Genomic DNA, 20,352 nt, shown 5'->3' on the forward strand with positions numbered 1-20,352 from the left:
GGTCACGCCCCGGAAGACGCGGGCCGCTTGTTGCTCCAGGTCAGCCCAGGTTGCCCTGGAGCAACAAGCGGCCGTGCACGCGGCGCGAGCCGTCGCCTTCAGCCGTCGGCGCTCTCGCCCGCCGCCTCCCTTCGGGACGCCGCCTCCCTTCGGGCCGCGGCGTCCACCACCGCGGCCCGCCGGACCTTGCCCAGCGGGCTCTTCGGCAGGGAGGCGACGAACTCCACCCCGCCCGGCACCTGGTGCGGCAGCAGCCGGCCGCGGCAGTGGGCCGCGAGGTCGGCCGCGCTCAACGGCGCCCGGGCCACCACGGTGGCCCGTACCCGCTCGCTCACGCCGTCGGTGATCCCTCCCTGTTCCCCCTGCTCTCCTCGGTCCCCCCACACCACCGCCTCGGCGACGGCCGGGTGGGCCAGGAGGACCTCCTCGACCTCGGTGGGATTGACCTTCTTGCCGCCCACGTTGATGAACGAGTCCTTGCGGCCGACCAGGTGCAGGCGCCCCTCGCGGTCCGTGCGGGCCAGGTCCCCCGTCGCGTACCAGCCGTCGCGGAATGCCTGCCGGGTGGGACCGGGACGGTCGAGGTAGTGCGTGAACATCGCGGGGGTGCGCACCAGCAGGCTGCCCGTGGCGCCCGGCGGCAGGGCCCGGCCCCGCTCGTCGACGAGCCGGATCCGCACGCCGCGCACCGGCCGCCCCACCCCGCGGTCCACGCCCTCGTCCTCAGGGCGCTGCGCGGCGATGATGCCGGCCTCGGTGCTGCCGTAGACCTGCTGGACGCCCAGCCCGCAGTGTTCCCTGAAACGGGCGGCCACCGGGGCGGGCAGCGCGGCACCCGAGGAGAGGCAGAGCCGCAACGAGCCCGGCAACGGCGGCTGTCCACGGTCGGCGGCGGCCGAGCGGGCCAGCAAATCGCAGGCGAGCGGGGTCGTCACCAGCACCGTGCAGGCGTGCTCGCGCACGGTCCGCAGCAGCTTGGCGGGCACGAAGCGGCCGGGCAGCACCAGTTGTGCCCCCGTACGCAGCGCGGTGACCAGGCCCGCGACCATGCCGAAGGAGTGCAGCAGGGGGACGGCGGCGAGGATGCGGTCGGCCGCGGTGATGCCGTAGGTGTGGGCGTAGATCTCCCCGCCGTGCACCAGGTCGCGCTGGGAGTGCACGGCCGCCTTGGGCTCACCGGTCGAACCGGAGGTGTACTGGTACAGGAAGGGCGCATCGGGCCCGGCCGCGGGCAGTGGCGCGTCGTCGGGCCGCGCCGGTGTGCCGCCCGGTGGTTCCTCGACGGGGACGAGGCCGTCCCCCTGCCGGCCGTCGGCGGACGCGGCGCCGGGCAGGCGCAACGCGCGCAGCTTCGCCCGGTGGCCGATGACGGTCAGCGGGCCCAGCTCCCGCCGCAGGGCCCGCAGGCGGGCCTCGCCCGTGTCGGGTTCGAGCGGCACCAGGCGCATCCCGGTGCAGGCGGCGGCCAGGAAGGCCACGGCGCACTCCGGGGTGTTCTCGAAGAGCAGTGCCGCCGTGCCGTCCGCGGGCGGGGCGTGGTGGTGCAGTCGCCGCGCGGTGGCCTGGACCCTCTCCCGCAGTCCGCCGAAGGTGACCGCCTCCTCGCCGGACCGCAGGGCCGTGGCGTCGGGGCGGGCATCGGCGGCGGCGCGCACCAAGTCGGCCAGGGTGCCGGGGACTTCAGTGGTGATACGCATCGACCGCACCCGTCTCTTCGTCGTCGGCCGTCCGTGTCGTCCCCGCCCGGGACTCCTTCGCCTCCGCCGGATCCAGGTTGCCGCCGACCGGGGTGTCGGCCGGGTCGACGTCCGGTTGCTGGTAGCGGAAGTACCGGTCGTACAGGCGGCTGTAGGCGCCGTTCCGCCGCAGCAGGGTGGTGTGGTCGCCCTGTTCGATCACCCGCCCGTCGTCGACGACGACGATCCGGTCGGCCTTGCGGACGGTCGGCAGCCGGTGTGCGACGACGATGGTGGTGCGGTCGGCGGCGAGCACGTCCAGACCCTCCTGGATCTGTGCCTCGGTCAGCGGGTCGATGCTGGCGGTGGCCTCGTCGAGGATGAGCACCGAGGCGTTCTGCAGGAAGACCCGGGCCAGCGCGATGATCTGCCGCTGTCCCGTGGAGAGGTTGCGGCCGCCTTCGTCGGTGGGGGTGTCCAGCCCCGCGGGCAGTTGCTCCAGCCAGTCGCCGCCCGCCACCGCGTGCGCCGCGGCTTCGATCTCCGCGCGGTCCGCGCCCGGCCGGCCGAGGCCGATGTTGTCCGCGACGGTGCCGGAGAAGAGGAACGGTGTCTGGGTGACGACCCCGAGACACCGCCGGTACTGCGCGAGGTCGAGGGTCCGCACGTCCTGGCCGTCGGCCAGCACACGTCCCCCTTGGAATTCGTAGGCGCGCATGAGCAGGCGTACGACGCTGGACTTGCCCGCGCCGGTGTGCCCGACCAGGGCGACGGTCTCACCCGCGGCGATCTTCAGGCTGACTTCCTTCAGCACGGGCCGGTCCGCGCTGTAGCCGAAGGTGACGTCGCGCAGTTCCAGGTCGCCCCGCAGCCGGGGCACGGGCAGCTGCTGGAGCTGCCGCACCGCCGGGTCGCGGTCGATCAGCGCGAAGATGCGCTCTCCCGCCGCGAGGCCCTGCTGCAACTGGTTCCAGAAGGAGGCGATGCTGGTCAGCGGGGACCAGAAGAGAGCCAACGCCTCCAGGAACAGCACCCATTCACCGGCCGAGACGCCGCCCGCCTCCACGGCGTGCCCGCCCACCAGGACCACCGCGACGGTACCCAGCCCGGTCAGGGAGATCAGCAGGGGGAAGACGCCGCTGAAGAGCCGGTTCAACCGCACACTCGCCCTGAACCACCGTCCGTTGACCTCCCGCAGTCCCGCCGCGGCGGCCTCCTCGCCCCGGTAGTTCCGCGCCACGGCGATGCCCCGCAGGGTCTCCTGCACATAGCCGTGGACCTCGGCCAGGGCTCGCTGTTGTTGTTGTGAGGCACTGCGTGCCACGCGCCGGAAGCCGAGGCTGACGGCGACGATGACCCCGGCCACGGCAGCGGTCAGCAGACCCAGCGGCACGTTGATCACGAACAGGGCCACCATCAGCAGCAGGATCATCAGCACCTGGCCGAGCAGGCCGAGGACCATGGTGATGAGGGTGGCGAACGACTGGGTGTCGTTGGTGACCCGGCTGACGAGTGCGCCGGTGGGGTGGCTGTCGTAGAACGCCATGTCCTGCCGCGTGGCGGCGTGGAAGGCGTGCTCGCGCAGCTTCAGCACCACGTCACCGACCAGTGTTCCGGTGAGGCGCTGTTGGAGGAAGGTGAACAGCCAGGCGACGGAACCGGTGAGGACGATGACCGCCACCAGCAGCGCCACCGTCCCCGTGCCGTCGTCGCCCGCGGCCGAGTCCACGGTACGGGCCACCAGAACGGGAGCGGCACTGCCCGCGACCGCCGCCACGATCACCGCCGCGGTCACGAACGCCACGACACGGCCCCACCCGCGGAAGTACGGGACGATGCGGCGCGTCAGCTCACGGTCGCCGTAGGCGCGGTCGTAGCCGTCCGGGTCGATGCCATCCAGCAAGTGCGCCATAGTCAAGATCCCTCCTCTGTCCGCGCCCCGGCGTCGCCGGTTGCCGTCGGTCCGCTCGTGTACGGGGCGAAGATCCTGCGGTAGAACTCGCAGTCGCGCAGGAGTTGTTCGTGACTGCCCTGGCTGACGATCCGGCCCTTGTCGAGCACGAGGATGTGGTCGGCGGCGCGGATGCGGGACAGCCTGGGCGTGATCAGGAAGGTGGTGCGCCCCGCCGAGGCGCGCCGCATCGCCAGCTGCAGTTCGTGCTCGGTGGCGCTGTCGACGGCGCTGGTCGCGTCGTCGACGGCGAGGATGCGCGGATCGGTCACCAGCGCACGGCCGATGGCCAGCCGCTGGCGCTGCCCGCCGGACAGGGTGACGCCCCGCTCGCCGACGACGGTGTCGTAGCCGTGCTCGCTCGCCATGATGAAGTCGTGTGCCTGGGCCGTGCGGGCCGCCTCCTCCAGCTTGGCGCGGTCGACGTCCGGGCCCGCGCCGAAGCTCAGGTTCTCGGCGATGGTCCGGGAGAAGAGCACCACGTCCTGCTCGATCACCGCGATCTGCGAGCGCAGCGAGGCCTGGTCCCACTCGGCGGCGTCCACACCGTCGATGAGGACCCGCCCCTGATCGGGTGCGTAGGTGTGGTTGAGCAGGTGCAGGAGGGTGGACTTGCCGCTGCCGGTGGGCCCGACCAGCGCCACCGTCGCCCCCGGTGCGACCCGGAAGGAGATCTCACGCAGTACGGGTTTGTCGCTGTCGTATCCGAAGCCGACGTTCTCCATCACGACTTCCCCGGCGATGGGCGCCGCGTGTCCGCCGCCCCGCTCGACGTCGCCGTCCCGGTCGTTGATGATCTCCAGGATGCGCTGCGCGCCGGACAGGCCGAAGTAGATGAGCCCGATGCTGAACGAGGCCAGCTGGGTGGGGGCGCGCAGGGTCCCCATCAGCCCGAGCACGGCGACGAGTTCGCCGATGCTGAGGGAACCGGCGCGCAGCAGGTACACGGAGTGCAGCAGGGCACCCGCTGTGGCCAGGACGAGCAGCAGCGGCGGGAAGGAGAGGGCCTGGGTGTGGGCCTGGCGCACGGCCGCGTCGCGGTAGGCGGCGGCCAGGCGGTCGAAGCGCTCGCGCTCCTGACCGGTGCCGCTGGTCGACTGGACCACTTCGATGCCGGCGATGCTCTCGGTGGCCTGGGCCGTCATCGACCCGAAGTGCTCGCGGGTGAGGTCGGAGACCGGCTCGAGCCGCCGTCCGTGCTCGGCCATGGCCAGGGCGAACAGCAGGACGAAGACGACGGGGGACAGCAGCAGCCGTGGGTCGACCAGGCCGATGAAGACGACCGGGATCGCGATGTTCAGCGCCAGGTCGACGGCCATGTCGAAGCCGGGCGACACCATGAGGTTCAGTGATTCGGCGTCGCCGGTGGCCCGCGCGGAGAGGTCTCCGGTGCGGTGCCGGTTGAAGAAGCGCTGGCTCTTGCGCAGCAGACTTGCGAAGACCCCGGCGCGCGCGTCGCGCTCCAGGCCGCTGGCGAAGGCCTCCAGGGAGTAGGTGGCCGCGATGCCGCAGATCCCGCGCACCAGCACCAGCGCCAGCAGGCCCGCGACGACGGCGTGGAAGGTGCCGAAGTCGGCCGGGGCCCCGTTCTCCTTGAGGATCGCGTCGAAGGCCAGCCCGATGACGAGCGGGACGGCCGCCGTCAGCGATTGCCAGATGACACTGCCGAGCAGGTGGACAGCGATGTACCAGCGGAAGCGCCGCATCTGTGACAGGAGCCAGCGACCGACGCTGTCGTGAGTGGCACCGGTGGGACCGGCGGGCGGTGCCGCTGCCGGATCGGCCGTGCCTTTCGTGCCCGGGACGGTGTCGGTGGTCATCGGCTCTCCTCACTCATGATGTCCGGCCGCGCCCGGAATTTCGTCCCGCTGCACACAGGCCCCGTTCCGAGAATTTCCGGCGTGCCGGTGCGGCGTCGAGCGATGCCACCCACCACGCATAAGCGGGGTAATTTCCCGGAGTTTTTTCCGGCCGGTGCCGGACGCAGGCCAGGGGCGTCGGTGGTCGCTGTTTTATTTTTCGTCATCGAGCCGTCCACGGGGGTTGGAATTCACGGTAGGGCGCGCCGTGGCACGGAAGTTACTGGTTTTCCCGGGAAAACGAAAGCCCGCAGGTCGGCGGGTGAAATGCGGACCGGCGGGTGAAAAACAAATCGAAGAAATGACCGGTTCGTCACGATTGGTGGTCAAGGTCCGATGAGGGGTGTCATGGGCGGTACGCGGCGATGCTCGATGTCCGGACCCCACTGATGAGAGTGTGCTGTTGCGCATGGGTTGCAGTGAAAGAAGTGGGGGTAACGATCCAATTGGGCCGATCGGCCCCCGATGCAAGTTCAGCGAGCACCGCGACTACCGCCATGCCGATGGCATGTGCTGACAGCTCGGAGGAGTGCTGTGAACCGTATAGCGTGTGGTACCCCCGCCCTGGGAGGACAGCTGGTCGTCACGACCCTCGTTCGTGACGGTGTCCTCCAGCTCGGGCTGCGGGCGGTTCTGGCGACGGCGTCCGTCGTCAGCGAAGTGACGCACTGCGAAAACTGGGACGAGGTCGAAGTCGCCTTACGTTCCAGTCCCGTCGACATTATTTTTCTGCACGAGTCCGACTACAGCTCCGACTGCGGCGTGCCCGACGACGTCCGTGGCCTGCGACCGAAGGTTCTGCTGCTGCTGAGCGATACCGGTATCGACGAAAACATTCTGGCCGGTCCCTTCCCGCCGGACGGTTTTCTTGTGCAGGGCGAGCTGACCGCGACCGCCGTGGAGGACGCCCTCCAGCGGATGGCCGGCGGTGAGGTGCCCATGCCCGCCTCGCTCGCCCGCGTGCTCCTGGAGCGGGCGAGCGGACCGGGCCGGATCCGCCGGCGGCGGGACGCGGCCCTCACCGGCCGGGAGAACGAGGTGCTGCTCCTGCTCGCCGAAGGCCTGAGCAACAAGCAGATCGCCCGGCGCCTGAAGATATCCAGTCACGGTGCCAAGCGGATCGTGGCCAGCCTGTTGCTCAAGCTCGGGGCGCCCAACCGGACGGCCGCCGTGGTCACGGCCATCCAGCTGGGCCTGATCACGTACTAGGCCGTCATCGATGTCGCGTGCCGGACGGCCTCCGGAACGAGGACCACCCGAGGGGACCCGCACGGGTCCCCTCCGCGTTCTCACGTCGGCGCGGGTCGGGACCGTACACCCACGGCCCGCGCCGCACCCTCGCCGAGCCCGGCTGAAGATGCCCGGAACCCCATGCTGAGTGCCCGCCACCCGACCGGAAAGCCTCCAGTGGGCGCCCTGTTGGGCTAGCCGAAGGGCTAGGTCCACAGGTGCGGGTGACGATCCGAGAACCCCTTCGCTACGTTGAATCCGTCCGAGGCCCGTCGACGACCGCCGCACCGGATTTCCCTGCCCGCAGCGCATCGCCGCGCCTCATCCCATCGGGCAAGGAAAGGCAGCGAGCCGTGGCAGAAATCGTCCGGCGCCGAACTCCCTTCAACGGACAGCGTTCCGCCACCGCCCCCGCGACGTGTGCGCAACGGCACATGTGGAACCTGATCCAGCGTCAATTACCCGACGCCGCCTTCTACGACGTGAGCCATGGGGTGGACCTGCCGCCCCACACCGCCGTGGGCGACGTGCTCACCGTTCTGAGTGAACTCGTGGGCTGCTACGAGTCGTTGCGCACTGCCTTCGGTCCCGGCCCCGACGGAACCCTGACGCAGCGGGTGCTGTGCTCCGGATCCTTCGAGACCGAGATCGCCACGACCGGACCCGGCGAGGACCCCCGGGACGTGCTGCGCGCATGGCGGCGGAGGATGCGGCACACCGCGTTCGACCTCACCACGGCCCCGCTCTTCAGGGCCGTGGTCGTCGTCGCCGACGGGACACCGGTACTCGCCGCCTACCGCGTGTCGCACCTCGCCGCCGACCTGATGTCCCTGCGCCACCTGGCCGCCGAACTCACCCGGCTGCTGGCGGCCCGGACCGCCGGCCGGCCCGCGCCGCCCCCCGCGGCCTTCCGCCAACCGGTCGAGCAGGCGTGGTACGAGCGGTCCCCACGGGGGCAGGCCCTGCTGGCCCGCTCCCGAGCGTACTGGCGGGACCAACTGGCGGCCGCACCCGCCACGATGTTCCCCTCCCTCACCCCCGGTGCCACCGGGGATGCCGCACCGGAGCGCTACAGCGCCGTGATGGACTCCCGAGCCGCTTCCCTCGCCCTGCCGGTACTGGCCGGCCGATGGCGCGTGAGCACCTCCGCGGCGCTGCTCGCCGTCGTCGCGCTGCTGCTCGGCCGCCGCGCCGGACTGACCGTGTGCACCCTCCGACTGCTGGCCGCCAACCGCTTCACCCCCGAACTCCGGGGCGCCGTGGCCAACTTGCACCAAGAGGTCCCGGTGACGATCGACCTGACGGGCGGGAGCGTGCCCGGCATCGCCCGGCGCGCCTTCGCCGCCTGCACGACCGCCTACGCGAACGGCCTCTACGACCCCGACCACGCCGAGGAACTCCTCCGCGCCGCGGAGCGCGACCGGGGCACCGGCATCAGCCTGTCCTGTTGCTTCAACGACATCCGGGCCACACACGAAACACGCGGCGACGGGGGGCCGGAGGCGGCCCACGCCGTGCGCGCCGCCATGGCCGACACCGTCGTCGCCCGCCACGCCTTCGCGGAGGGCGAGGACTTCTTCCTGGTCGTCGACGACGAAGAGCCCGGCTGGCTACGGCTCGTGCTCAACGCCGACACCAGGGCGTTCCCGCCGCCCGAGGTCCACACCTTCCTCCACGACGTCGAGCGGCTGCTCGTGGAACTCGTCGAGGACGCACCTCAGCAGACGCGCATGGCCGGGCGTTCGGGGTAGCCGGATGGCCATACCCCAAAGTGGGGGTGCCCGTCCCCCCACCGCACGGGGAGACTGTTCCCACGTCATATCCAGCACGTAACGGGACCGAAAACAGATCGGGTGGCACGGCACCGTGTCACCGGACGGGGGACTGCGTCGGACTGCCGGTGTCCTGGAGCAGCCGCCGCCTTCGCGTGGCCACCTCCTTCCGTGACGTCGTCCTCGGGGTCCTCGAGCCTTTGCCCGCCCACCGTCGCCACCGACCGTTCGCGACCGGGACCGAGCACGACCGTCGGGTGCCCTCACGCCCCCCGGATCACCCCTCCCACCTCGCGCTCCGCGAAGGAGATCAGGAGAAGTCATGAGTGACACCACTGCCAACGGCGTCGACGGCACGGGGCTTGTCGACCTGTCGGGAGTCAGCGTCTTCGTCGGCGGACCCATCCAGCACGCGATCCAACAGGACGGCTTCCACGAGCCGTTGCGGCATGCGATACACGACGTCATCGAGACGGTGACGGACGTGAACGGCACGGTGTTCTCCGCCCACGTCGCCGAGAAGTTCGGGGTGGACACCCCACTGTTCTCACCGGACCAGGTCAGCGCGCGGGACTTCGGCTGGATGCGCCGCTGCGACGTCTTCGTCCCCGTCCTGCCCGTCGACGCCGACGGCGATCTGATGCGCACCGACGGCACCCACATCGAACTCGGCTGGGCCTCCGCACTGGGCAAACCCATCGTCGTCGTGACCCCCACCCCCATGGCGGCCAACGCCAGCCACCTGCTGCGCGGACTGCCCTCGGTGGCCGACGTGAGCGTCTTCGACCTGGCCGAAGCGCACGAGGACCCCGCCGGGCTGCTGTTGCTGCTGTCCAAGGTCGGCCGCGAGGTCGTGATGTCGGAGTGACGGGCCGCACGCACCCGGCGGCCACCGAGATCCTCGGCCTGCCCCTGGCCTCACCCGTCGTCGTCGGCTCGGGCCTGCTCACCGACCAGGAACGCAACATCCGCAGACTGCTCGCCACCGGAGCCGGCGCCGTCGTCACCAAGACCATCCACCCGAACCCCGCCCCCTCGGGGGACGAACGGCTGCTGCGGCTCCCCACCGGCATGCTCAACAGCACCACGTACTCCCGCCGCGACGTCGGGGAGTGGTGCGCGATGCTGCGCCGCTTCGCCGCCGACCGACTGCCGGTGATCGCCTCCGTGCACGCGGACTCACCGGACGAACTCGCCGCGCTCGCCGAGCGCGTGACCGCCGCCGGCAGCCCGGCGCTCGAACTGGGCATCTCCTGCCTCAACGAAGAAGGCGGCCTGGAGGACACCCCGGAGCGGGTGGCGGCGTATACGACCGCCGTACGGCGTGTCACCCCCGTGCCGTTCAGCGTCAAGCTGGCGGCGGGGGAGGGGCTGCGCGAGCGCCTCGACGCGGCCGTGGCGTCCGGCGCGGACGCGATCACCCTGAGCGACACCGTCGCCGGGCTCGCCGTCGACCCCGACACCGGCGAGGTACAGCTCGGCGGCGCCTTCGGCTACTCGGGGCCCGGCATCAAACCCCTGGTCCTCGCCGAGATCTTCGCGCTGCGCCGACGCGGGGCCGACGTACCCGTGATGGGCGGCGGCGGGGTCCGGGACGCCACCGACGTGGCGGAGTACCTGAGCGTGGGCGCCGACGTCGTGCAGGTCTACACGGCCCTGCACACGAACATGCTCGACACGCTGACGGGCATCCGCGAGGGCTTCGACGACTGGCTGCGCGCCCACGGCGGCACGGTGACGGACCTGGTGGGGCGGAGCATCAAAGAGGTGAGGGGATGACGGACATGCGGCAGCGCACCACGAACGTGACCGCGTACGGCGACCTGACCAGCCCGGAGGTGCCGGGCGCACTGGACGGCGCCACCCTGGTCTGGCCGGTGGGAGGACTGGAACAGCACGGCCCGCACCTGCCGCTGTCGGTGGACTTCGACATCCCCGACGCGCTGGCCCGGCAGGTGGTCGCGGACGTCGGCGGCCTGCTGCTCCCCGGCCAGCCGTTCTCCGCCAGGTCACTGCCCCAGAGCGGCGGCGGACTGCACTTCCCGGGCACCGTCCACATCGGCGGCGGCACCTTCGTCGACTACCTCACGCACTGCCTGAGGGCCCTCGCCCGGCTCGAGCCCGCCCGGCTGGTCATCATCAACGGCCACTACGAGAACGAGGGCCTGCTCTTCGAGGCGATCGACGGATGCGAGCCGGCCACGACCTTCCCGCACACCGAGATCGTGGCCTTCAGCTGGTGGAGCCTGGTGGAGGACGAATGGCTCGGCAAGCACGTGCCGGAATTCCCCGGATGGCACGCCGAGCACGCCGGGCTGACGGAGACGAGCCTGATGATGTACCTGCGCCCGGAGGTGGTCCGCGCGGCCAGGCCCACCCACGCCACCCCGCCGCCACCGGGGGTGTACCGCCACCCCGTCGACGTGGACGTGATGTCCAACCAGGGGGTGCTCTCCTCCACCACGGGTGCCGGCGCCGAGCTGGGCGAAAAGCTCTTCTGGCACGTGCTGGACGGCATCACCCGGACCCTTTCCGCCGGTCCCGCCCACCCGGCGCCGGCCTGACGCCGCCGAGCGTGGTCGAGTCGCGTGAAATCTTCCAAGCAGAGGTGAATCCATGCGCCTGCCGGCAACCGAGCGCGACGAGTTCGAAGCGCGCCTGCAGAGTCTCTTCGGAGACAAGCTCCGCCCCGTAGAGGAATCCTTCGACACCATCCAGACCTTCAAGGACGGGTCGTTCGCGATGGGGCATCTCGGATTGATGCTCTACACGAACGGATACAACATCCGGGGCACCAGCACCCAGCATCCGAACGGTCTGGTCTTCCACGACGGGGAAAACCTCTTCGGAGTCGGATACTTCAGCAAGGAGGCGCACCCCGCGAAGCACCTCCACATCGTCGCGCCGAAGGGACCCGACAGGATCGCCGTGGTGAAGTCCTTCATCGCCGCGGTCCGCGAAGCCGGTCTCACCCGGACCTCGATCTATGTGCGTCATCTGTCCCCGGCGGACCACGCCGCCTTCCTCGGGGCGGGGTTCGCCCCGGTGACGAAGGACCCCTGGCACCCGGTGGCCCCCGAAGAGGACGAGACGTACCCCAACCGGGTCTACCACCTCGACGAACTCTTCGCGGAAGGGGCCGACGGCGGCCTCCAGGTGAAGAACCTCGTGGGTGCGGAGAACCGGAAGTACAAGAGCAAGAACCGGTTGGCGTTCCGCAGGTTCGAGAACTTTCTGCGACGCAACGACCACCTGGACTTCCGCATCCTTCCGTACGGCCACACCGAGACGGAGCAGGGGAAGGCCCGGGGCATCGTCGAAGGGTACTTCGAGGCCCGCAGCGAACAGGGCACGGTGGTCGGCTCCACCCCCGAGGACTACCGGGCGCTCATCACCCAGCGTCCCGGCGGCGAGAACGGACGTGACTACTTCGCCTACCTCGGCAGCCTGTCCATCGAGGACGGCGAAGAGGTACCCGTGATGTTCTTCGCCGGAGAACGCACCGGGCCGCACCGGGCATCGCTCTACTGCACCATGTCCATGCGCTTCCCGGAGCGGCTGATCGGGATATTCAAGGACCCGACGGGATTCACCGCGATCCCCCAGTACGTCTGGCTGAACGTCTTCAAAAAAATGTGGGACCAAGGCATCCGTGAAGTCGACGCGGGCGGTTCCGAAGTGAAGGGACTCGACGACCAGAAGCGGCAGTTGGGCGGCAGGCCCGAAAAGACCCACTGGGTCGTCGGCTGACCCGTCGGCGATCCGCACCTTCCCAAGTCGCATCCAGGGGGTACGTCAATGGAATCGCGCACGTCGTACGAGGACTTCGACGTCTGCGTCGTCGGGCTGGGATACGTCGGGGTCACGCTGACCGCGGCACTCCTGTCCACCGGCAAGCAGGTACTGGGCTACGAGGCCAACCCGGCCGTGGCGGGCGACCTCGCCCGCGGTCGGCTGCAACTGTCGGAGCCCGGAGTCGAGCAGCAGATCAAGGACGGCTCCGCGAGCGGGTCGTTCGCGGTCACATCGGACATCGGCGGGCTGCGACTGCCGCCCGTCGTCATCATCTGTGTCGGAACACCGATCGAGGCCGGCGGGACCACCCCCGACCTCAGCCACCTGGCGGCGGCGACCGAATCGATCGCCGACCGCATGGACGAGAACACCCTGGTGATCGTCCGCAGCACGGTACCGGTCGGCACCTCGCGCGGCCTGGTGCTGCCCGTGCTGCGCCGCCGCACCGCCGACCCCCTGCTGGCCTTCTGCCCCGAGCGGACCATCCAAGGGCAGGCCCTCGCGGAGTTGCTGTCCCTCCCGCAGATCGTCGGCGGCCTGACCGACGAGGCCGTGAAACTGGCCGCGGGACTCTTCGCCACCGTCACCGACCAGATCGTGCCGGTCTCCTCGCTGGAGGCCGCCGAGCTGGTCAAGCTGACCTGCAACTGCCACACCGACCTCATCTACGGATTCGGCAACGAAATCGGGCTGATCGCGGAGAGGCTCGGCCTGGACGCGCTGGAGATCATCAGCTCCGCCAACCTCGACTACCCGAGGCCCGACATCAACAAACCCGGCTTCGTGGGCGGAAGTTGCCTGACGAAGGACCCCTACCTCCTGAGGTACTCCCTCGCACCCCACGGCCACACACCGGATCTGGTCACGGCCGCCCGCACCCTCAACGAGTCCATGCCGCGCCGGGTCGGCGAACGCGTCCTCGACGCGCTGCGCGACCAGGGGCTGGACCCCGGCGAGGCCAGGATCCTGATCTCCGGCTTCGCCTACAAGGGCCGCCCCGAGACGGACGACCTGCGCGGCGCCCCGTACGAGCCGCTGCTGGAATTCCTGCGCGGCCGCGTCAAGGAGATCGTCGGGCATGACTTCGTCGTCCCGCAGGAACGGATCGAGGCGCTGGGCGTGCGCCCGGTGCCGATCGCCGAGGGCTTCACCGACGCCCATGCCGTGATCCTCCTCAACGACCATCTGCGCTACGGGGAGCTGGACGCCGACGACCTGATCTCACGGATGAGCGCACCGGCACTGGTGTACGACACCTGGCGGGTCCTCCCGCCCACGACCAAGGTAATGAGGCTCGGTAGTGCGTAAGAAGATCCTGATCACCGGCGGCGCGGGCTTCATCGGCCTGCATCTGGCCGGCAAGCTGGCCGCCACCTGCGATGTCACCCTCCTCGACGACTTCAGCAGGGGCCGCTCCGACGAACAACTCTCCCAACTGCTGGGCCGTGTCACCCTCGTGGAACACGACTTGACGACCCCCGTCCCCGACGGTCTGCTCGCCGACGACTTCACCGAGGTCTACCACCTGGCCGCCGTGGTCGGCGTCGTCCACTCCAACGAGGAGCCGCAGCGCGTCCTGCGCACCAACCTCCTCGCCACCGTCCACCTCCTCGACTGGTTCACCACCCTGACCGGGGCCACGCTCTGCTTCGCCTCCTCCAGCGAGGCGTACGCCGGCAGCGTCGAGGCCGGGGTCGCGGAGGTACCCACCACCGAGGACGTCACCCTGGTGGTCTCCGATCCCACGGTGGCCCGCTCCAGCTACGGCTTCAGCAAGATCGCCGGCGAGCTGCTCTGCCGCAACTACGCCCGGACGTTCGGCTTCGCGCTGCGCATGGTGCGTTTCCACAACATCTACGGCCCCCGCATGGGGTACGAGCACGTCATCCCGCAGTTCATCGAGCGGCTGCTCGGCGGTGCGGACCCCTTCCCGATCTACGGCGCCGACCAGACCCGCGCCTTCTGCTACGTCGACGACGCGGTCGACGCGATCACCGCGCTGACCGCCCTCCCCACCAAGGAGACGCTGCTCGTCAACATCGGCAACGACCGGGAGGAGGTCCTCATCGAGGACCTCGCGCGGAAGGTCTTCGAGACGGTGGGCCGCCGCCCCGCCGTCGACATCCACCCCGCCCCGCCGCTGTCCCCGCTCCGGCGCCTCCCCGACCTCACCCGCCTGCGCGCACTCACCGCCTACGACCCGAAGGTGGACCTGAGCGAGGGCCTGCGGCGTACGTACGAGTGGTACGCGCGGGACATAGCGGCCCGCGAGAGGCGGTGAGCGCCATGCGCGTGCGGTATGTGCACCGCGGCTACTTCCCGGCCCGCGCGGGGGCCGAACTGATGGCGCAGTACCTCGCCGAATGCATGAGCCGCCGCGGGCTGGAGGTGGGGGTCTACTCCGGGGCGGTGGACGAGGACTCCGCCCGATTCATGGCGGCCGCGGGGCTCAGCGTCGAGGCGATCCCCCACCCCACCGACGGCGCCCCCCGCGCGGCGGACGTCATCCATGCCTTCGACGCGTTCCACCCGGCGGACATGCGGGCGGGCCTGGAGCTCGCCCGTGCCTGGGACGTGCCCTTCACCATCACCCCCGCCTCCGCCCCCGAGGTGTGGCCGGACCGGGAGACGGTGCTCGACTGCTGCCGACAGGCGGACGCCGTCTTCGTGCTGTCCCAGGCGGAACGCGCCATGCTGCGCGGTGAGGGGGTCGACGACTCCGTTCTGCACCTCATCGGGCAGGGCCCGCACCTGCCCGGCGTCGCCGACCCCGAGGGCTTCCGCCGTGACCTGGGCATCACCGGGCCGATGGTGCTCTTCCTCGGCAGGAAGATGCGCTCGAAGGGCTACACCGTCGTGCTGGAGGCGGCCCGGCACGTCTGGGCGCACCACCCGGACACCCACTTCGTGTTCCTCGGGCCCCGCTGGGACGACGACTGCGTGAGCCGGTTCGCGGCGCACGCCGATCCCCGGATCATCGAGCTGGACATGGCGGACGAGGACACCAAACACAGCGCCCTCGCGGCCTGCGATCTGGTGTGTCTGCCGTCCACCGCCGACCTGTTCCCCCTCGTCTACGTCGAGGCCTGGTCCTGCCGCAAGCCGGTCATCGGCTCCGCGTTCATGGGCAGCGAGGAGGTCGTCGCCCACGGCCGCGACGGCCTGCTCGTGAGCCCGGCCGCGCGCCCCGTGGCCGACGCGGTGAACCGCCTCCTCGCCGACCCCGCCGAACGGGCGGCGATGGGACGAAGCGGCTACGAGCGGGTGCGCCGCGACCTCACCTGGGAGGCGGTCGCCGACCGGGTGCACACGGTCTACACCACGTTGACGGCCGCCCGGCAACAGACGGAGGGGGTCCTATGAGGGCAGTGATACTCGCGGGAGGCGAGGGCCGTCGGCTGCGGCCCGCCACCCACACCGTCCCGAAGCCCTTGATGCCGGTGGACGGGACACCCATCCTGCACATCATCCTGTTGCAGCTCAGGAACGCGGGCTTCACCCACGTCACCCTGTCGCTCGGATATCGCGCACACATGATCAGGGCCAGCTTCGGCGGGAACCGCTGGTCGGGCCTCGAGCTGGACTTCTCCCTGGAGGAGGAGCCCCTGGGCACGGCGGGTCCGCTCACCCTGCTGCCGCCGTTCGAGGACTCCACCCTCGTGATGAACGCGGACCTGCTCACCGACATCGACTTCGCCGACCTCTGGTCGCGGCACAAGAAGTCACAGGCGGCCGCGACCATCGCACTCGCCCAGCAGAACATCGACATCGCGCACGGGGTGGTGGAGATCGACGAGGAGCGGCAGGTGACCGACTTCCGTGAGAAACCCCGGATGAGCTTCCTGGTCAGCGGCGGCATCTACGTACTGGAGCCGTCCCTGCTCGCCCTGCTGTCACCCGGCGGGCGGCGTGACATGCCCGCCCTTCTGGCCGACGCACGCGAGCAGGGCGAACGCGTCGAGGGCTACGTCTTCGACGGCGAATGGTGCGACATCGGCACCCCCGAGCAACTGGAGCGCGCCACCGCGGCGTTCCGCGCCGACCGCTCCCGCTACCTCGGCCCGAACGAACAGAGCGAGCTGTGGGCCGGCACCGGCCCGGCGGAGGAGATGGTGGGCGGATGAGCAACTGGAAGGTCTCCCTGTACCGTCCGGAGATCGGCGCCGCCGAGACCGAGGCGGTGGCCGACGTGCTGCGCTCCGGCTGGCTGTCCACCGGCCCCGTGACCCAGGACTTCGAAGCCCGGTACGCCGCCGCCCTCGGCGTCGACGACGCCGTCGCGGTCGCCAACGGCACCGCCGCCCTGCACCTGGCGGTGCTCGCCCTGGGGCTCGGCCCGGGCGACGAGGTCATCCTGCCGTCGCTGAACTTCGTCTCCGCGGCCGCGGTGGTCGCCCTGTCGGGGGCGACACCGGTGTTCGCCGAGGTCGGCGGCGCACACGACCTCTCCATCGACCCGGTGGACGCGGCCGCCAGGATCACCCCGCGCACGCGTGCCGTCGTCGCGATGCACTACGGCGGCTACGCGGCGGACCTCGGTGCCCTGGACCGACTGGCCCGCGCCCACGGGCTCGTGCTGATCGAGGACGCCGCGCACGCCCCGGCCACCACCACCGCCCAGGGCGTCCTGGGCACCGTCGGCGACATCGGCTGCTACAGCTTCTTCGCCACGAAGAACCTCGCCATGGGCGAGGGCGGCATGGTCGTCGCCCGCGACCCCGACGTCCGCGCGAGGATCCGGCGGCTGCGCTCGCACGCCCTCACGGTGAGCGCCCAGGACCGGCACCGCGGCGGGCCCTCCACGTACGACGTCGACACCTTCGGGCTCAACTACCGGCCGACCGAGATCGCCTGTGCGCTCGGCCGCGTACAACTGGAGGCACTCGGCGCCAAGTCGAAACGCCGTCAGGAAGCGGTGCGGCAGTACCGGGAGCAGCTGGCCGACCTGCCCGGCATCGCCCTGCCGTTCGCCGACCGGCCGCTCGAGGAGAGCGCGCACCACCTGTTCCCCGTGGTCCTGCCCGAAGGGCTCGACCGCGACGTCGTGCAGGAGAGGCTGAAGGGCGCGGGGATCCAGAGCGGCGTGCACTACCCGCCCACCCACCTGTTCACGGCGTACCGCGAACGCTACGGACTGGGCCCCGGCAGTCTGCCGGTCACCGAGAGCGTCACGCGGCGCCAGCTGTCGCTGCCGCTCTACGCGGGGATCGGCGACCGGGAGGTCGCCCTCGTCGTCGAGGCGGTGAGGGCGGCATGGCAGCCGACCCCCTGAGGCCCCGGCGGATCACCCTCGTCGACGGCGTACCGCACCGCGACGGACGGCCCTTCTTCAGCGTGGGCTGCAATTACCACCCCTCGCGGACCGGGTGCGACCACTGGCGGGAGTGGGACGCCGAAACCCTCGACGCCGACTTCCGCCGGATGGCGGACCTGGGCTTCAACACCGTACGGTTCTTCGTCTTCTGGGCCGACTTCGAACCCGAGGAGGGGACGTACGACCCGGTGATGACGGCCCGGCTGTGCGAATTGGTCGAGATCGCGGGACGGCACGGCCTGCTCTGCCTTCCCTCGCTGCTGACCATCTGGATGAACGGACAACGCTTCGACCCGCCCTGGCGGAACGGCCGCGACCTGTGGCACGACGCGGGCATGGTCGAACGGCAGCAGGACTTCGTCCACCACATCGCCGGTGCCCTGCGGGACGCGCCCGACATCCTGGCCTACGACCTCGGCGACGAGATCATCCACGTGGACCGGGCCGCGTCGGCCGCGCTCGACGCCGACGGGGTCCGCGCGTGGTGGGGGCTGCTCGCCGGTGCCGTCCGCGCGGCGGATCCCGGCGCGCTGGTCCTCCAGGCCAACGAGGCGTCCGCGGTGGTCGGCGACCACGCCTTCCGCCCCGAGCACGCCCAGCCGCTCGACCTCGTCGGACTGCACGGATTCCCGGTGTGGACGCCGTTCCACATCGAGTCCGTCTCCGCGCCGAAGGCCACCTCCTTCCTGTCCTACCTGGTGCGGCGCGGGCGGGCCCACACACCCGTGTACGTCGACGAGATGGGCAGCTACGGCTGCGACGAGGCCACCGCGGCGCGGTATCTGCGGGCGGCGGCCCACAGTGCCTTCGCCGCGGGCGCGGTCGGTACGGCCGTCTGGTGCTGGCAGGACTTCACCACCGAGCGCAAGCCGTACGCACTGCGCCCCGGCGAACGCTTCGTGGGGCTGCTGGACGCGGACGGAGCCGAGAAGCCCGCCATGGCCGAGTACCGGACCTTCGCCCGCCGGGTCACCACCGAACTCGCGGGCTTCGCTCCCGTGCCCGCCGCGGTCGGGGTCTTCCTGCCCGAGGGCGACGGTGACGGCGGCGGATATCTGTCGGCCGCGGGGTCCGACGCACCCGCCGCCTTCTACGCCCATCTGCTGCTCCAACAGGCGCACCTGGCCTACGAGTTCACCGGCACGGCGGAGCTGGAGCGCTACGCGATGGTCGTCTGCCCCTCGGTCCGCCACCTCTCGCTGCACGACCAGCGCCGCCTCGAGCGGTACGCCGCGTCCGGCGGGACCGTGCTCTACTCCACCGGCGACCTGCTGCACGGCGCCGGCGGTGAGGAGTTGTTCGCGGTGCGGACCAAAGACTTCACCTTGCGCGCCGCCGAGCAGGAGGCCTTCACCTGGGCCGGCCACCGCTTCCCCGTCGACTGGCCGCCCGGCCTGATCCCGGTGATCGACACGGCCGGCGCCGAGGTGCTCGCCGCCTACCCCAACGGCTCACCCGCGCTGACCCGCAACCCCTACGGCCACGGCACCGCCTACTACCTCAACGCCCCGCTGGAGGACCGGCTCAACGCGCCCTACCGCCTCCAGGAGGCGCCCTGGCACCGGCTGTACGCCGCCGTCGCCGAGGCGGCGGGGATACGGCCCGAGCTCACCGCCGACGACCCCCTGGTGGAGACCACCGTGCTGGGCCGCGGGGACGAACGGTGCGGCGTCGTGATCAACCACGCCCCCGTGGACGTGCGGACGACCGTACGCCGGGCGGCCACGGCCACCGACCCGGAGACCACCGAGCACCTGGTCCTGGAACCGAAGGGCGTCCACCTCTCGTTCTGGCGCGCCGGACCGCCGCCCCGGCACACCGTGCCCCCGGAACCCTTGAAGGGGGCCCGCACGTGATCATCGATTCCCACGTTCACGCCGGGGAGTACTACCGGCACTTCACCACCGCCTTCGCCGACCAGATGATGGCCACGACCGGAATGCCGCCCGAGGCGCTCTCCGCCCCGGAGGCGAAACTGATCGCCGAGATGGACGCGGCCGGCGTCGACCGGGCGTTCCTGCTCGCCTTCGACGTGCGGCGCGTCGAGGGATTCTCGGTGCCGAACGAGTTCGTCGCCGAGCTGTGCGCCCGCCACCCCGACCGGTTCATCGGCTTCGCCTCCGTGGACGCGGCCACCCCCGGCGCCGCCGACCGACTGCGGCACGCGATCACGGAGCTGGGGCTCAGCGGCCTGAAGACCGCTCCCTGCTATCTGCGGATGTCACCCGCCGACCCCCGCTGGTACGACGTGTACGAAACCGCGCGGGAACTCGGCATCCCGGTGCTGGTCCACACCGGCTACACCCCCGCCAAGAACGCGGACGGCCGCTACTTCTCGCCCCTGCTGCTGGAGCCGGTGGCCCGGGACTTCCCGGACCTGAAGATCATCCTGGCCCACCTCGGCACGCCGTGGACCGGCCCCTGCGTCGAACTGCTCGCCCGCCACCCGAACCTGTACGCCGATCTGTCGATCTTCGGCTCCTACCGGCCGCCCGCGACGGTGGCCGGCGCACTCGCCCACGCCCGCGAACGGGGCGTGCTGGACCGCGTGCTGTGGGGAACCGACTTCCCCTTCGCGACCATGACCGAGTCCGTGGACCGCATGGCGCGGCTGACCAAGGACAGCGAGCCGTGGCCGGACGGCAGCGCTCCGCTGACACCGGAGGAGTACCGGGCCGTCATGGGCGGCACGGCCGCACGACTGACCGGCCGACCGGACCTGTTCACCCCGTAAGAGGAAGACGAGGAAAATGGC

The 20,352-nt window shown here is 70.9% G+C and carries 16 protein-coding genes; 13 read left to right on the top strand and 3 right to left on the bottom strand.

The window, feature by feature from the left end:
• Nucleotides 1–98: 98 nt before the first annotated feature.
• From FHS38_RS05820 to FHS38_RS05830, 3 genes are read right to left on the bottom strand one after another with little or no spacing between them, the layout of a single operon-like run.
• On the bottom strand, nt 99–1,697 hold the full coding sequence (locus tag FHS38_RS05820; RefSeq protein ID WP_184731461.1) for a class I adenylate-forming enzyme family protein: 1,599 nt from the start codon (nt 1,695–1,697) through the stop codon (nt 99–101).
• On the bottom strand, nt 1,681–3,588 hold the full coding sequence (locus FHS38_RS05825; RefSeq protein WP_184731462.1) for an ABC transporter ATP-binding protein: 1,908 nt from the start codon (nt 3,586–3,588) through the stop codon (nt 1,681–1,683). The genes FHS38_RS05820 and FHS38_RS05825 overlap by 17 nt, the downstream gene beginning before the upstream one ends.
• A gap of 2 nt (nt 3,589–3,590) precedes the next feature.
• Nucleotides 3,591–5,447, bottom strand: coding sequence for an ABC transporter ATP-binding protein (locus FHS38_RS05830; RefSeq protein WP_184731464.1), 1,857 nt, complete (start codon nt 5,445–5,447; stop codon nt 3,591–3,593).
• 573 nt (nt 5,448–6,020) lie between these two features.
• Here FHS38_RS05830 and FHS38_RS35985 point away from each other — a divergent pair.
• From FHS38_RS35985 to FHS38_RS05895, 13 genes are all read left to right on the top strand, one after another.
• Nucleotides 6,021–6,695, top strand: coding sequence for a response regulator transcription factor (locus tag FHS38_RS35985; protein WP_184731466.1), 675 nt, complete (start codon nt 6,021–6,023; stop codon nt 6,693–6,695).
• A 374-nt stretch (nt 6,696–7,069) separates the two neighbouring features.
• On the top strand, nt 7,070–8,467 hold the full coding sequence (locus FHS38_RS05840) for a condensation domain-containing protein (RefSeq protein WP_184731468.1): 1,398 nt from the start codon (nt 7,070–7,072) through the stop codon (nt 8,465–8,467).
• 343 nt (nt 8,468–8,810) lie between these two features.
• A complete protein-coding gene (locus tag FHS38_RS05845) occupies nt 8,811–9,356 on the top strand; it encodes a nucleoside 2-deoxyribosyltransferase (protein ID WP_184731470.1) in 546 nt (181 codons plus the stop codon).
• Nucleotides 9,353–10,267: a beta/alpha barrel domain-containing protein gene (locus FHS38_RS05850; RefSeq protein ID WP_184731472.1), complete on the top strand. Its 915-nt coding sequence runs from the start codon at nt 9,353–9,355 to the stop codon at nt 10,265–10,267. Before FHS38_RS05845 ends, FHS38_RS05850 begins: the two co-directional genes overlap by 4 nt.
• Nucleotides 10,264–11,052, top strand: coding sequence for a creatininase family protein (locus FHS38_RS05855; RefSeq protein ID WP_229822521.1), 789 nt, complete (start codon nt 10,264–10,266; stop codon nt 11,050–11,052). The genes FHS38_RS05850 and FHS38_RS05855 overlap by 4 nt, the downstream gene beginning before the upstream one ends.
• Before the next feature lie 52 nt (nt 11,053–11,104).
• Nucleotides 11,105–12,238, top strand: coding sequence for a hypothetical protein (locus FHS38_RS05860; RefSeq protein ID WP_184731474.1), 1,134 nt, complete (start codon nt 11,105–11,107; stop codon nt 12,236–12,238).
• A gap of 48 nt (nt 12,239–12,286) precedes the next feature.
• The gene (locus tag FHS38_RS05865; RefSeq protein WP_184731476.1) at nt 12,287–13,591 is read left to right on the top strand and encodes a nucleotide sugar dehydrogenase; all 1,305 of its coding nucleotides are present in this window, start codon (nt 12,287–12,289) and stop codon (nt 13,589–13,591) included.
• Nucleotides 13,584–14,564, top strand: coding sequence for an NAD-dependent epimerase/dehydratase family protein (locus FHS38_RS05870; RefSeq protein ID WP_184731477.1), 981 nt, complete (start codon nt 13,584–13,586; stop codon nt 14,562–14,564). Before FHS38_RS05865 ends, FHS38_RS05870 begins: the two co-directional genes overlap by 8 nt.
• Before the next feature lie 5 nt (nt 14,565–14,569).
• Nucleotides 14,570–15,646 carry a glycosyltransferase family 4 protein gene (locus FHS38_RS05875; protein ID WP_184731479.1) on the top strand — a complete coding sequence of 359 codons (1,077 nt, stop codon included), beginning with the start codon at nt 14,570–14,572 and terminating at the stop codon, nt 15,644–15,646.
• Nucleotides 15,643–16,407 carry a nucleotidyltransferase family protein gene (locus FHS38_RS05880; protein WP_184731481.1) on the top strand — a complete coding sequence of 255 codons (765 nt, stop codon included), beginning with the start codon at nt 15,643–15,645 and terminating at the stop codon, nt 16,405–16,407. The genes FHS38_RS05875 and FHS38_RS05880 overlap by 4 nt, the downstream gene beginning before the upstream one ends.
• Nucleotides 16,404–17,555, top strand: a complete 1,152-nt coding sequence (locus FHS38_RS05885) for a DegT/DnrJ/EryC1/StrS family aminotransferase (RefSeq protein ID WP_184731483.1) — start codon at nt 16,404–16,406, stop codon at nt 17,553–17,555. The genes FHS38_RS05880 and FHS38_RS05885 overlap by 4 nt, the downstream gene beginning before the upstream one ends.
• Entirely contained in the window at nt 17,537–19,453 is a 1,917-nt protein-coding gene (locus FHS38_RS05890) for a beta-galactosidase trimerization domain-containing protein (protein ID WP_184731485.1), read from the top strand. The genes FHS38_RS05885 and FHS38_RS05890 overlap by 19 nt, the downstream gene beginning before the upstream one ends.
• Complete coding sequence (locus FHS38_RS05895; protein WP_184731486.1) at nt 19,450–20,331, top strand: amidohydrolase family protein; 882 nt, start codon at nt 19,450–19,452, stop codon at nt 20,329–20,331. Before FHS38_RS05890 ends, FHS38_RS05895 begins: the two co-directional genes overlap by 4 nt.
• The last annotated feature ends 21 nt before the right edge of the window (nt 20,332–20,352 follow it).

It is taken from the genome of Streptomyces netropsis (genome assembly GCF_014203545.1).
Lineage (GTDB): Bacteria > Actinomycetota > Actinomycetes > Streptomycetales > Streptomycetaceae > Streptomyces > Streptomyces netropsis.